Origin of the sequence: Chitinophaga sp. Ak27 (assembly GCF_012726295.1) — a bacterium.
Lineage (GTDB): Bacteria > Bacteroidota > Bacteroidia > Chitinophagales > Chitinophagaceae > Chitinophaga.
In genome coordinates this window covers 339,404-355,785 of the sequence record NZ_JABAOB010000005.1, presented here as the reverse complement: position 1 = coordinate 355,785, position 16,382 = coordinate 339,404, and the positions used below count along the sequence as shown (strand labels likewise).

The 16,382-nt window shown below is 47.8% G+C and carries 3 protein-coding genes; all 3 read left to right on the top strand.

Features of this window, described 5'->3' with window-relative positions; genetic code table 11:
- The first annotated feature begins 117 nt into the window (after nt 1–117).
- The 3 genes from HGH90_RS18810 (at nt 118) to HGH90_RS18800 (ending at nt 16,370) form a co-directional block, all read left to right on the top strand.
- Nucleotides 118–13,146, top strand: a complete 13,029-nt coding sequence (locus HGH90_RS18810) for a gliding motility-associated C-terminal domain-containing protein (RefSeq protein ID WP_169191700.1) — start codon at nt 118–120, stop codon at nt 13,144–13,146.
- Between the two features lie 90 nt (nt 13,147–13,236).
- Nucleotides 13,237–14,244, top strand: a complete 1,008-nt coding sequence (locus HGH90_RS18805; protein WP_168764803.1) for a PorP/SprF family type IX secretion system membrane protein — start codon at nt 13,237–13,239, stop codon at nt 14,242–14,244.
- Nucleotides 14,245–14,309: 65 nt separating this feature from the next.
- Nucleotides 14,310–16,370 carry an OmpA family protein gene (locus HGH90_RS18800; RefSeq protein WP_168764802.1) on the top strand — a complete coding sequence of 687 codons (2,061 nt, stop codon included), beginning with the start codon at nt 14,310–14,312 and terminating at the stop codon, nt 16,368–16,370.
- Nucleotides 16,371–16,382 lie beyond the last annotated feature (12 nt).

The window sequence follows — 16,382 nt, the reverse complement described above, 5'->3', positions numbered from 1 at the left end:
ACTAAAATTTTTATCAACCAGTATCCTTCCCGTAGTATTTCCTAACCAGACTGCCGCCTATAGAGTTTTGTTGTAATGCAATGAAACTGAAAAATTATTGTCCAAATATTTGATGCTATGCATTCAAAAGCTACTCCTAATAGCCCTTTTACAGCCCTTTTTCGCCTTCCTTTCCCCAAGGAACGGCATACTGTTGCAAACCGCAGCGCTTATGCCTGTAGCCGCATTGGTTCGTTGGCCTGGAAAAGCCTCTTATTAACCCTGCTATGTATATTAGGTATAAGTGCCCAGCAAAGCTGGGCGCAAACATATACTACCCGGGTATATGCCAACAGTACGCCTAATCCAGGTGGTACAGCAACTGGTGTCTGTTTGCTCTGCGGTGTGACTAATGGAGCAAATGCGGTGGATAATTCCCTCAGCACAAAAGCTACTATTACTACCACTGTAGCGCTTTTGGGCGCCAAAGTTTCTCAGGATCTCGTTTTCCCGGCTCCTATTACCAACAATACACCTGCTATTGTGAAGATAGGCGCCTCAGGCACCCTGGGTAATCTGGTATCATTAAATCTATTAGGAGGCGTTTATGTACAGGCCTTCAATGGTAGTACTCCCGTGGGTGATACCGCTTTTGCCAGCCAAACTGTGTTGCAGCTTTTGGCCAGTGGTAACCAGGGGGAGGTATTCCTCTCTCCCCCTCCAGGTACCTACGATCGAGTAAGAGTAACGGTGGATGGAGGACTGGCAGGTGTTGCCGGAAGCATTGATGTATACGCAGCTTATTATAATAAACCCGCTACCAGCACCATCGCCTGCGATGCACCCATCGATGTATTATATGGTGTAGCAGGTGCCGTAGGTAGCCTTGGAACAGTTACCAATCCCGCCCAGGCAGGTGATGGTATTATATCAAATTCCAACTATGCAGAACTAAGCAGCGTAGTGGGCGCCCTTGGAAGCAGTGCTGAAGTAACCGCGGTATTCCCCGGGCTTTCAAAAGCCGGCGACTCCGTCCGCATTTATATGTCCAGCCCCGCTTCACTGCTTTCCCCGCAGATACTGGGCTCTGTGCAGATCATTACTTATAATGGATCTACCATTGTTGACAATATTACTGCCTCCAGCAATGTCCTGAAATTGGGCCTGTTGGCAGGGTCTACCACCCTTCAATCATTGTCGTTTCAAGCCTCCGCGCCATTCGATCATGTGGAAGTACTTATTGGCTCCGGCGTTGTCGGAGCCCTTTCTACTATAAGGGTACATGAAATACAACGTTATGCACCCGGACCGGCTACCGGCACCACAGGTCCGATTCGAACCACCTGTCTGAATACTCCTATTACTTTAAGTGTAAGTAATCCTGATCCCGGACTTACTTATACCTGGTTCGACTCTACCCAAACAACAGTAGTGGCCAGCAACGCCACCAGCTACAGCCCCCCGGTAAATGTGGCTGGAAGTTTCCGCTATTACGTTTCGTCCACCAGGCTGAACTGCTCTACAGCATCAGCTCAGTCACTCATCACTGTGATGGTGAATAATTATGCAACAGCTGCAGATATCACCGTTCCCGCAACTACACAATCCTGTACCAATGATACTGTACAGATTACGCCAACTTCAACAACAGTTAACAATAAGCCTGTATTTAAGTGGTATAAAGATGCCGCCAGAACTACAGCAATCACCAACGGCCTGGTTGAAGGCAACGTTAAATATAGTATTGACACCACCGGTAAATTATCTATCACTGGCCTGGCCGCAGGTTCCTATAATTATTACGTTAGTGTTTCCGACAGTAATCACTGCGAAAATGCCGCTAATACACTTAAACAAGCTTCGGTAACGGTAGGTGCTGCTCCGGCTCCGCCCACAGTAGCACCATTCTTCTCCGTAGCCACCGGCCAAACCGTAACGCTTACGGCATCACCGGTAGCCGGCGCCACTATCGAATGGTACAGCGATACTACCCTCGCTCCAATCGGATCTGGTACCAGCTTCCAGGTAGGACCTTTCAACACCCCCGGTAACTATACCTATTTTGCAGGTGTAAGATTAACCGGTGGTTGCGAATCTTACCGCGTACCGGTACTCATCACTGTAACCGGCCCGGTAACCACCGGCGGCTGTAATGTACCTACTTCTCAAAATAGTGGTACTACTCTCGGTTGCGTACTGTGTAGCGTTAGTAATCCAACAAACGATATCGATACAGATCCGGCCAACTTCACCCAACTTAGCATACCGGTAGGCCTGCTCGGAGGTTCTGTTTATCAACAGCTGATCTTCCCAACCGCAGGGGCTGCAACGGATAGCATCCGGTTTGATCTGGGTACCAGTGCACAAATAGCTAATGTAAACCTGTTGGGCGGTATTGTATTAACTGTTGCCAATGGAACAACCGTTATCAGAAGAGATACCGTTTCACAACTGGCAAACGTACAACTGTTGAACAATAACCGTATTGTAGTAACAGTACCTGCTACCGCCGCTTACGACCGCGTACAGATATTACTTACCGGCATAGTCAACCTGCTTAATAATGTACAGATATACGGTGTGAGAGCAGTAGGTGCTAACCCAGCTATTGCTGCCGGTGGCGTAACTACTTGCGTAGGTTCTACCGCTACACTGACCGCCACACCCGCTGCCGGAACTTCTGTAAGATGGTACGCTGATTCTACCGCCGTTACCTCCCTGAGCAACCAAAGTACTTATACTACTCCTACCGCCTTTACCACAGCAGGTACTTATACCTATTATGTACAGGTAGTAGATGGTAATGGTTGCGCTAACCCGGAACGTATACCCGTTGTAGTGACTGTAAATCCGTTAGGGACAGCAGCAGACGTTACACTGGCAGATACCACCGGCGTTTGCGGTGGTGGAACTGCACGTCTGGCTCCAACCGCTGCGGGCGTAACTAATCCGGAATTTAAATGGTATGCAAACGCCAATAAAACTTCTCCAATTATAAATGGTACTGTAATAGGCAGTGCTACTTTCGCCGTTGATACAGCCGGTAACCTGAGTGTTACTGGTCTTACTCCTGGCGATTACACCTATTACGTAAGTGTATCCGGCACCAACCGTTGTGAAAACGCTGCCGGAAATCTGAAAGCTGCTACGATAAAAGTAACCAGCTCACCAGCTCCGCCTACCCTGGTACAAACTTATACTGTAAGCACCGGCTTGCCATTAACATTGGTAGCTTCTCCTGCTCCAGGCAGCACCGTAGTTTGGTACAGCGATACTACCAAAGCATCTATTGGCAGTGGTAATTCTATCACACTGCCACCGTTTACCACACCTGGCGTATATACTTATTTCGCTGGCGACAGCGTAAGCGGAGGTTGTGTATCCAACCGCCTGGCCATCGTTATTACTGTAACTGGTCCCGTAACTCCAACCAGCTGTAATGTACCAACCAGCCAGGTAACAGGTACTACCCTGGGTTGTGTACTGTGTAGTGTATCTAATCCAACAAATGATATTGATAACGATCCAACTAATTTTACCCGCCTGAATATACCGGTAGGATTACTGGGAGGTTCTGTATATCAACAGATGATTTTCCCTGCTGCCGGCGCATCTACCGATAGTATCCGTTTGGATCTGTCCTCACCCGGAGGTCTGGCAGACGTAAGTTTACTGGGTGGTGCAGTGGTAACTGTATATAATGGTACTACTGTGGTAAGCACCAAGACGCTGTCTCAGCTGGCCACCTTAAGATTGTTGAGCGGTACCCGCTATATCGCTACAGTACCGACTGGTGGAGCTTACGACCGTGTAGAGGTAAGACTCACTGGTGTAGCTAACCTGCTGAACTCACTGGATATTTACGGTGCTCGTGCTATAGGCGCTAATCCAACAATCAGCGCAGATAGCGTAACGGTATGTGCCGGTTCAACCGCCGTACTCACCGCAACTCCTGCCGCCGGAACATCCGTAAGATGGTATGCTGATTCAACCACTACTACCTCACTGAGTAACCAGGCCAGCTATACAACAGATACCCTGAAAACAGCTGGTACCTTCAAATATTATGTACAGGTAGTAGATGGTAATGGTTGCGCTAACCCAGAACGTATACCCGTTGTAGTAACTGTTAACGCACCGGGCTCTCCTGTCGATATCACAGTAGCTGATACAACTACCGTTTGTGGCAACAGCACTGCGCTCTTGACGCCAACAGCTGCCGGCGTAACTGCTCCTGTATTTAAATGGTATGCAAATGCCAATAAAACCAGCCCGATTACTAACGGCACTGTAATAGGTAGCGCTACCTTCACGATCGACGCAGCAGGAAATTTGCGCGTTACCGGCCTGACTCCAGGTAATCATACCTACTATGTAAGCGTATCCGGTACTAATCGTTGTGAAAATGCTGCAGGCAACCTGAAAGCTGCAACGATCACAGTGGCCAATGCGCCAGCTCCGCCAACCCTGGTGCAGACTTATGCTATCAGCACAGGTTTGCCATTAACCCTGGTCGCTTCTCCTGCTCCGGGTACTACAATAGCCTGGTACAGCGATACTACCAAGGCAGCCATAGGTACCGGTAATAGTATCACATTACCTCCGTTTACTACACCAGGTGTTTATACTTATTATGCAGGCGATAGCTTGCCGGGAGGTTGTATGTCCAACCGCCTGGCCATCGTTATTACTGTAACAGGTCCGGTTATACCAGTCACCTGTAATGTGCCTACCAGTCAGGTAACCGGTACTACACTGGGTTGCGTACTGTGTAGCGTAACAAACCCAACTTATGATATTGATTCGTCAGCTACCAACTTTACCCGCCTGAATATTCCGGTTGGTTTGTTGGGTGGCTCCGTATACCAACAATTGATCTTCCCGGCTGCCGGTGCTGCCTCAGACAGTATCAGACTGGATCTGTCTTCACCAGGCGGACTGGCAGACGTAAGTTTACTGGGTGGTGCTGTGGTAACCGTATATAACGGTACTACAGTAGTGAGCACTACAACACTGTCACAGCTGGCCACCTTAAGATTACTGAGTGGTACCCGTTACACGGCTACAGTACCAACAGGTGCTGCTTATGACCGCGTAGAAGTTAAACTGACAGGAGTGGCTAATCTCCTTAACTCACTTGATATTTACGGCGTACGGGCAGTAGCGCCAAATCCGACTGTTACAGCCGGAGGAGTTACTGTTTGTGCAGGCCAACCAGCGGTATTAACTGCAACTCCGGCAACAGGAACAACTGTTCGCTGGTACGCAGATTCTACCACAACTGCGATCCTGAGCACTCAGGCATCGTACACTACCGACAGCCTGAAAACAGCAGGCACCTTTACTTACTATGTTCAAACAGTAGGTGCAAATGGTTGTGCAAATCCTGATCGTATTCCTGTGACAGTGGTGGTGAACCCACTGAGCAATGCAGCTAATATTAACCTGGCAGATACTACCGTGGCTTGTACCAACAATCCTGTAGTACTGGGGCCAACAGCAACAGGGGTAACTGCACCAGTATTCAAATGGTATAAAGACGCCAATAAGACCACAGCTATTACAAATGGCCTGACAGAAGGAGCTGTGAAGTATGCTGTGGATACCGCTGGCGTACTCACCATTACTGGCCTAACTGCAGGAAACTATAAATATTATGTAAGCGTATCTGGCAGCAACCAGTGCGAAAACCCGGCCGGCGCGCTGAAAGCAGCTACCGTACAGGTAGTAACCGCTCCTGCTGCTCCCGTGGTAACCGGCGATGTGGTAGTACAAACCGGGGTGAAAGCAACCTTAACTGCCGCTGCTCCTCCAGCTGGTGCTACAATCGTATGGTATAGCGATTCAACTTCCACTACACCACTGGGAACAGGTACCAGCTTCCAGGTAGGACCTTTCAATAATCCCGGAACATATACCTACTTTGGTGCGATCCGCATCACCGGCGCTTGCGAGTCTCCAAGAGTAGCCGTACACGTGGTAGTAACCGGACCAGTTATTCCATCTCCTGATTGTAATGTACCAACTAGCCAGGTATCTGGTACTACGCTGGGTTGTGTACTGTGTAGCGTAAGCGGACCTACCAATGATATCGACAGTATACAAACCAACTACACACGGTTGTCTATGCCGGTTGGCTTATTGGGTGGCGCTGTTTACCAACAGCTGATATTCCCGAATCCGGGTAAAGCAACCGATAGTGTACAGGTTCGTTTCGGTGCTTCTACCGGCCTGGCCGATGTAAGCCTTCTGGGAGGTACAGTAGTTTCCCTGTACAACGGCACTACCCTGGTAAAAGCGGATACCCTGGCAGATTTACTCACCCTGCGCGTAATCAATGGACAACAATTTGCCGCTACACTGGCAGCTTCAGGTGCATTTGACCGCGTAGAAGTAAGATTAACCGGCGTGGCTAATCTGCTGAATTCCCTGGATATTTATGGCGCCCGCATCTTCTATCCAAAAGCAACTGTTAATACTACGAATACAAGCGTATGTATAAATAATAAAGCGACGCTGTCTGTAACACCGGCAGCAGGTACCACTGTACGCTGGTACGCTGATTCTACCAGCACCACCGTATTAAGTACACAGAATACTTACACTACTGATACGCTGAAGACCGCCGGCAAAGTGACTTACTATGTGGCGGTAGTAGGTGGATCTACTAATTGTCCGAATCCAGACAGGATACCAGTTACGGTGAATGTATCTCCGGCACCTCCGGTTCCGGGTGCGCCCACAACGGTTAACATCTGCGCCGGTTCGGATGCATTGCTGCAAGTAACAAACCCAGATCATCAGTATACTTACAACTGGTATAATGTACCAACCGGCGGCACTAAACTGAATGCTGACAGCGGCTTCGTATTCAAGGTGGCAGCCGTTAACCGTGACACTACCTTCTATGTGGAAGCAGTGAGCAGTTGTGGTGCAGCTTCACCAAGACAAGCGATCAGTATTGTGCTGTCTTCTTCCCTGAGTGCACCAACAGTAACACCGAATCCGGACTCTGTTGTAATTGGTACGCAAACAGCGTTGAATGCTACCTCTAATACTGCCAACGCCATTTATAAATGGTATGGTAGTCAAACAGGTACTGACAGCCTGTTTACGGGACCGGTATTTACACCACCAGTTAGCAATACACTGGGTACGGTAACCTATTGGGTAGAAGCATCCCTAGCCAGCGGTGCTACATGTAAATCTATCCGTGTACCGGTACAGGTGATATCCATTGCTCCACCACCATTTACACAAGTACCTTGTGAAGGTGCTACCAGTCAAACAATTGGTGGCAGCGGATTACTCGTCCTGGGTAACGTTTACAACCCGGCCCTGGCAGTAGATAACGACGCCAGCACCGCGTCCTCACTGGTAATTAACCTGGGCGCTCTGAATGCACAGGTATGGCAGAGAGCGAAATTCAATGGCGTATCTTCCATTGGTGATACTGTTAGAGTATTGCTCTCCAACCCAAGCCAGATACTTTCTGCCAGCTTACTGGGTGGAGTACAGTTAACTACTTATAACGGTACCACTCCTGGAGATTCTGTAAATATTAATAGTACACTGGTTAAACTCACCTTATTGAGTAACCAGAAACAAGCAATAGCCGAATTTGTACCAACGAAGGCATTTGATGCAGTGGAAGTGAAACTGAAATCAGGTGTATTGGGTGCATTAACTACAATAGATTTCAACTACGCACAACGTGCCCTGGTAGCACCAACCGTTCAGGCAAGCTCGATAGCAGTTTGCGCAGGCAGCACCGCTACCATCAGCGTAAGCAACCCTGCAGCAGGTGTTACCTACCGCTGGTATAACAGCCAGGGTAACTACCTCACTGGTAAAGATGGTACTACTTTCACTTCCGGTGTACTCAGCAAAGACACTACCTTCTATGTAGAAGCATCCAGAAATGGTTGTGTAAGCAAAGGGCGTACAAAAGTGGATGTAAGCGTAGCTCCTGCACCGGCTGCACCACAGGTACAGGCTACTACCGTAGCAGTATGTGCCGGATCTGATGCTGTACTCGCGGTGGCCAATCCTGTAACAGGCTACACCTATGCCTGGTACAACGTAGCTAACGGAGGAACCAAGCTGAATACAGACAGCGGATTTACCTACAAAGTGGTGAATGTTACAGCTGCAGCTACCTACTATGTGGAAGCGAAGAACGACAGCTGTAATACTGTTTCAGCGACCAGAACAGCGGTAAATGTGAACACCGCTACGGCGCTGGCGTCACCAACTGTAGCTCCGGTGAATGATACCGTAGTAGTAGGTCAGCAAGCTGTGTTTGTAGCTAAAGCTGCTACTGCAAATGCTGAGTTCTACTGGTTCGCTACACCAACAAGTACAGATACACTCTTCAAGGGCAGCACGTTCGCCGCTCCTGCATCTACAGCAATAGGTACTGTTACTTATTGGGTGGAAGCAGCACTGCCTGGAGGAGGCTCTTGTAAGTCTGCAAGAGTGGGTGCTAACGTAATTACTGTTTCAACACCAAATGGACCAGTACCTTGCGAAGGCGCTACTACACAGATTATCGGTGGGTCAGGTCTGTTGATCTCCGGTAATGTATACAACCCGCAACTCGCAATAGATAATAATGTAAACACAGCATCGTCCCTGGTAATAAACCTCGGAGCACTCAACGCTTCAGTGTACCAGAGAGTATCCTTCAACGGCTTGTCTACGCCGGGTGATACTGTAAAAGTGATGTTGTCTAATCCAAGCCAGATACTGTCTGCAGCCGTTCTGGGCAGTATTCAGCTGACTTCTTATAACGGTAACACACCTGGTGATGTGGTACTGGTATCTAACCCAATACTCAACATCAACCTGCTCAGTGGTAACAGAGGTGCAATACTGTCCTTCGTACCAACTCAACCGTTTGATGGAGTACAGGTAACACTGAAATCAGGTGTATTAGGTGCTCTTACAGAAGTAGACCTCAACTACGCACAGCGCGCCATGGTACAACCAACTGTACAGGTGACCAACGCTGTAATCTGTAAAGGAAAACAAGCTACGCTTAACGTAGTAAATCCTGCATCTGGTGTAGTGTATAGCTGGTATAACAGCCTGGGCAACCATCTGCTCGACAGCGTGGCCTTTGTAACACCAACTACACTCGATACCGGCAGATACAGCTACTTTGTAAGAGCCAACAGGAACGGTTGTACCGGTGCAGCGTCTGCACCTGCAGTGGTAACCGTACAGGGAATACCATCTAAACCGATAGCGGTTAATGATAACGTATCCACCTGTCTGAATACACCGGTAACACTCAGCGTGAAGGCGGTAACCGGCGTGCAATTCAACTGGTATGATGCGGCAACTGGAGGTGCTTTACTGATGTCGAACAGTAATACTTACACCACACCGGCTAATCTGCTGGCAGGTACATATAACTTCTACGTGGAAGGAGTGAATACAGGCAACTGTATGAATGACAGCGGACGTACGAAGATTACCCTCACAGTAGACAGTGCGTCTACCGCAGCGGATATACAGGTTGCTGACCAGGTGATCTGTGCCGGTGGTACGGCTGTATTAACGCCAACCAGTGCTACTGTACAGAATCCTGTATTTAAATGGTATGCTAATCCGGATAAGACCGGTCCTATCACACAAGGTGTTAGCGCAACCGGCGTATTAACTATCTCAGGATTAACTGCTGGTACCTACACCTACTATGTAAGTGTAAGCAACGCCGGTAAATGTGAAAATGCAGCAGGCGCACTTAAAGCGGTGAAAGTAACTGTAAATACCACTGCCACAGCAGCTGATATTACAGTGGCTGATACTACTATCTGTGCAAATAGCGCCGTGAAACTGACAGCTACCAGCACTACCATCACTAATCCAACATTCAAATGGTATAGCGATGCTAACCTGACAACATTACTGTTCACAGGAACATCTTATACTACCCAAGCGATAAGCACCACCACCACATATTACGTAACGGTATCTGGTGATAACAAGTGCGCTAACACAGCCGCCGACGCGAAGGCAGTAATGGTAACTGTACGTGATGTACCGGTTCCGATCATCTCTGCTTCTGCTATCAGCATCTGTGTGGGTGATACCGCAACATTAACTGTACAAAATGCAGATAATACACTTACTTATCGCTGGTACAATGCAGCACAAGGTGGAACCTTGTTGTTCACCGGACCAGTATACCAGGCAACCGGTCTTACCGCATCAGCCGACTTCTATGCAGAGGCATCAGCCGGTGGATGTACCAGCGCAACCAGGACTAAAGTATCCATAGGTGTAGGCGTAGCGCCAACTCCGATCCTGGACGCTACTAATGTAACAGTATGTCAGGGTGGAACAGCAGTGCTGAAAGTAACATCTTCTACTAACAATATCACTTACAAGTGGTACACAACCGCTACAGGTGGTACCGCAATATTCACCGGGCCGATTTATACCACAAATGCAATCAATGCTAATACTAAGTTCTATGTAGAAGCTGTTGGTGATACCTCGAATTGTGGTAAACCATCTGCCCGTGCAAGCGTGAGCGTGAATGTGGTACCAGTTCCTGCAGCCCCGGTATTGGTGAATAATGCAGTACAGGGTTGTCAAGGCCAGGGAGCTTCCCTGTCGGTACAAAATCCTGCGGCAGGTACTACTTACCAATGGTTCGATAAAGCAACAGGCGGTACTATGGTATTTGAAGGAGCAGTATTCAACATCACATCTCTGGATACCACCGTCACTTATTATGTACAAGCCCTGGTAAATGGCGGTTGCCCAAGCGCATCCAGGACCAGTGCTACCATTACGGTAAATAGTATACCAGCAGCGCCGGTTGTAAACGCTTCTTCTCTCTTCGTATGTCAGGGAGGAAATGTGACGCTGAGCATTCAAACACCGGCAGCGGGTGCTACTTATCGCTGGTATGATGCACCAACAGCAGGTAACCTGTTGTTTACAGGTACCAGCTATCAGACTGGGCCATTAAGCAGCAACACTGATTTCTATGCAGAAGCCAGCAATGGTAACTGTAGCAGTACTGCAAGGACCAAGATATCTATAGGTGTAGGCCAGGCGCCAACACCGACACTGGAAGCAACAGCCATTACTACCTGTCAGGGTACTGCAGCTACACTCCGTGTAACTTCAGCCACCAATAATATCGCGTACAAATGGTATACACAGGCTGTGGGCGGTACAGCTATATTTACAGGACCAGTATTTACTACAGATCCTTTGAATACTACTACCGACTTCTGGGTGGAAGCAACTGGTACTAGCGGCCAATGTGGTAGCCCATCTGCAAGAGTGAAAGCCACTGTAACAGTGGTAGTAGCTCCAGCGGCACCGGATGTAGTAGCTACATCGCTCAAAACATGTGCTGGTACAGGCGTAACCGTGGCAGTGAAAACAATACAGCCAGGCATTACTTACCAATGGTACGATGCGCCAACAGCAGGTAACCTGCTCTTTACAGGCGCCGTTTATAGTGTACCGGTAGTAACACAGAATACTACTTATTATGTACAGGCTAACCTCGGAGGCGGTTGCTCCAGCTCTACCAGGACCGCGGTAAACGTATCGGTAGATCCGGCTCCGGCTATTCCGACCGTGGCGCAAGACAACGTAGTAACCTGCATTGGCGGCACAGCTACCTTCGCGGTAACTAACCCAGACGCTACGTTCACTTACCGCTGGTACGATGCACCATCAGGTGGAAACCTCCTGGCAACCGGTAATGCATACACTACGGCGCCACTGGCTCAAACCACCACCATCTACCTGGAAGCCCTAAACAGTGCAGGTTGCGGCAGCGTACGTAAAGGATTAACAGCAACAGTGGTAAGCACAATAGATGCGCCACTCGCAGATCCGATCACTGTATGTAGCGGTCAAACCGGCGTGCTGTCCGTGAAATCTAAACAACCTGGTGTTATTTATAAATGGTACAGCGTGGCCAAGGGAGGTGCAGCAGTATTTACAGGTGGCGACTTCACCATCACACCGGTAGCAAATACGACTTACTTCGTGGAAGCTTCTACCAGTGGTGGCTGTATCAGCGCCAGCAGAACATCGGTAAGTGTAACCGTAAATCCATCTCCAACGGCTCCGGCTGTAGCGAATGCTACCCTGCAGGCTTGCCCAGGACAAACCGTTACACTGAATGCACTCAACCCGGATGCAACGCTGACCTATAAATGGTACACCGTACCAACTGGCGGTACCGCGGTAGCTACAGGAGCTTCGTATGTTACTCCAGCTGTAACTGCAAACCAGATGTACTATCTGGAAGCTCAAAACAGTAACGGCTGCGCAAGCCCGACACGTACAGCGGTGAGCGTACAGGCTACACCTGCCCCAGGTGCACCAACAGTAACTGGTAACGACAACGGTGTTTGTCCGGGTAAAACAGCTATGCTGACCGCGGCATCCACTACTACAGGCGTCGACTTCCGCTGGTACACAGTGGCAACAGGCGGCACACCAATATACACGGGTGCAACGTTTGTAACACCTGCCCTGACTACCAATACTACCTATTATGTAGAAGCGGTTACCACCGGCGGTTGTATCAGTGCCGGTCAGAGAACAACGGTTAATGTAAACATTGCACAGCCGCTGCCCGCTCCAGTGGTAACGGTAGATAATACAACAGCTACTACTATCACATTCCGCTGGTCACCAATCACCGGTGCTCAACGCTATGAAGTATCGCTCGATGGTGGTGTAACATTCCTGCCACCAAGTTCAGGACCAAACGGTACTACACATACTGTTGCCGGCCTGCAGCCAAATCAGAGCGCTACTATACAGGTAAGAGCAATCGGGGCTTCAGATTGTGAAACCAGTGCATTGTCTACAGCGGTTACCGGTAAAACAACGAATCCTCAAGGCAATAACATATTCATACCAAACCTCTTCAGTCCGAATGGCGATGGCGTGAATGATATCATGTATGTGTACTCAACATCGATCGCACAACTTGAATTCAGGGTTTATAACCAATGGGGTCAGTTAGTATTCACATCTAAAGATCAGCGTCAGGGATGGGATGGTACGATGAGTGGTGTGAAACAACCGGTAGGCGTTTACGTATACATCGTGAAAGCTACTATGCAGGATGGTACTGTGATCATCAAGAAAGGTAACGTAACACTTATGCGCTAACCCGGATTCATGAGCATAAGTCCAAATCATTATAAAGCCGGGATGCGGTATAGCATCCCGGTTTATTCAGAAAAACTAAAAAGTGTTCCTATGAAAAGGATGTTTATAGTTGCAATAATTTTATGGAGCAGTTTGTTGCCCCGCCTGGCGGTAGCCCAGGTAGATCCACATTTTTCACAATACTATGCCTACCCGCTGTGGTTAAACCCAGCCCTGACGGGAGTGATTGACGGAGATTACCGTATTAGCGGCAATTATCGTAATCAGTGGGCAAACTATGGAAAACCGTTCTCCACGGCCGGTGTTTCAATCGACGCAGCTACGGATAAGAATGTCGGCGTGGGACTCAATGTAATGAACATGTCTGCCGGTGATGCCGGATACAATTATTTCAATGCCATGGCCAGCGTTTCCTATAGTGGAGTGAAATTTGGCCGCACCAAAACCAGTCAAATAGTATTTGGTATAAATGCCGGTTTAATCAATAGAAGATTAGATCCTGCTAAGTTCCAGACCGGTAGCCAGTATCAACCGGTTACGGGTTTTGATCCCAGTATTTTTAACGGAGAAAATGTAAATAAAACCAACTCCAGCCAGTTCGATGCAGGAGCAGGCGCGGTATACTTCGACGGAAATCCCAACCACATGCTCAATCCATTTGTAGGATTTGCCGCCGCTCACCTCACACAGCCAAAGGACTTTTTTGCATCAGACGGAACAGATAGAAGATTACCCGTTCGCTACCTTGTACACGGTGGAACTAAAATAAAACTGAATGAACGGTTAAGCTTTACGCCTACCGGCTTGTATATGAGACAAGGTAACGCTGAAGAAACCGTTGCCGGCGTATATGCCAGCCTGTTGGTAAATCCGGAGTTTGACTTCCTTGTAGGCGGTAACTATCGGTTTAACGATGCGGTTATTCCTTTTGCCGGTTTTCACTTCAAAAACTTTGTATTGGGCTTGAGCTACGATGCCAACACCTCCAATATGCGCCGCCTGGTAAATGGCAGCCAGAGTTTTGAAATATCCCTGTCCTTTATCAGCCGCAAAAGAAGAATGCTGAATGAAGAATACTTTATCTGCCCAAGATTATAAAACTGTCTGAAACCGGAGGAAGAATGGAGGAAAAACTTATACAGAAAAATAGAAATGGAACCCTCATGAAAAAAATTACACTCTGTTTGCTGGTGATTTTTTTAGGAATAATAAACTCCATACAAGCGCAGTATGTGTATGATTACAAACATACGGCGGATGTTTTTTATAACTCAAGGGATTATTATTCTGCTGCCCAATACTACAATAAGGCATTGGGTACCTTTAAGATTAAACCAGAACAGGTTCTGCCCTATACCGTTGGAGGCACCGCTCCAAGTGGTAAACTAAAAGATTATCAGCAGGTGGTTGCCCGCCTGGCGGAATCATACCGCCTCTTCTACGACTATGGTAACGCGGAAACCTGGTACTCCCAACTCGTAGGGTTTAATAACCCTGCTTTTCCGCAGGCACGCTACTGGTACGCTGTTTGTCTGCGCTACAACGGTAAATATCAACAGGCCCTCGACGAGTTCACTAAATTCAAACAAAGCTACACTGCAGCAGATGAACTATCTGTAAGAACCCCGCTGGAAATAGCCTGCTGCCAGTTCGCCCTCTCTGAAGCGAATAAGGAACCCAGGTATACTATCGAAAAGACTGCTGGTAATGTAAATGAAGGAGGAGCTAACTATGCTCCTGTAATATTGAACGCAGGCACCTTGATGTTTACATCTTCCCGCCCCGACAATCCTCCCTTACCAACTCCGGCAACCAATAACCAGGCTGCTGCGAAAAAACAAACAAAGAAAGGAACACCCTATGTAAATGATCTTTACACTGCTATTGGCGCCGATAATACGTATGATAAAAGCAAGAAAGTAAATATACCTGTTACTAAAGGATATGACCAGGGTGTATCGGCTATCACGCCTGATGGCAACACTTTGTATCTTACGAGGTGGTCGGTGAAGGATGGTGTAAAACACGCTGCTATCTATATCAGCACACTTCATAATGGTGAATGGACAGAACCTAAAATACTGGGGGATAATGTAAATGCGCCTGGTTATAATTCCATGCAACCCTATATTACTGCCGATGGTAAATACCTTCTGTTCGCATCCAACAGGCCGGGAGGTATGGGTAAAAATGATTTGTGGTATTGCATTATGACGAACGGTGTACCGGGAGGAGCTCGTAATATGGGAACTACCATCAACACTAAAGATGAAGAACAGGCGCCTTTTTATGATGCAGAAAAGAATCTGCTCGTATTCAGTACCGACGGCCGTGTTGGACTGGGCGGATTAGACTTCTTCCAAAGTGAAGGAGATTTCGGTACCTGGTCTGTACCCGTTAACATGGGCAAACCCTTAAATTCTCCCAAGGATGATATTTACTACACGGCATTAGATAATACCCACCCCTTTGCAGCGGGTTTCATCAGTTCCGACAGAGAATCTATCTGCTGCCTCGAAGTATTCAGCATCAGGCGGATTAAAAAGATGGTAAGTGGCCTGATCATAGATTGCGATACGCAACAGCCGTTAGATGGCGCTACCGTAAGTTTGCTGGATACAGTAAGAAGAAAAACTATTCGCCAGGTTACCCTCGATGCAACCGGCAGATATACATTTGAAGTAGATCCGCAACGCTACTATAAGATAGTAGCAGAGAAGGAAAACTATTTTACAAAGAACATCTACTTTAATACAGCATCACTACAGCAGGTAGATTCTATGGAGAATCCGACGCTCTGCCTTAAACACTATGAAATAGAGAAGCCCATTATCTTAAATAATATCTACTACGATTTTAACAAAGCTACCCTGCGGCCAGAATCGAAAACAGTACTGGATACCGTGGTAGATATGTTGAATGATAATCCTAAGCTGACTATCGAAATGAGTGCTCACACAGACAGCGTTGGTTCTGTGAAATACAACGAGAAATTATCACAGGCCCGGGCTCAATCCTGCGTAGATTATCTCATTAGCAGGGGAATTGCCGCGGATAGGCTGATTGCTAAAGGTTATGGTAAATCAAGACCAATAGCACCCAACTCATTACCTAATCATAAGGATAATCCGGAAGGACGGCAAATGAACCGTAGAACCGAATTCAAAGTATTAAAAAGACAAGTAGCGGTAAAGAATACATATGATACCGATACCGGACAATAATATAGACCCCTA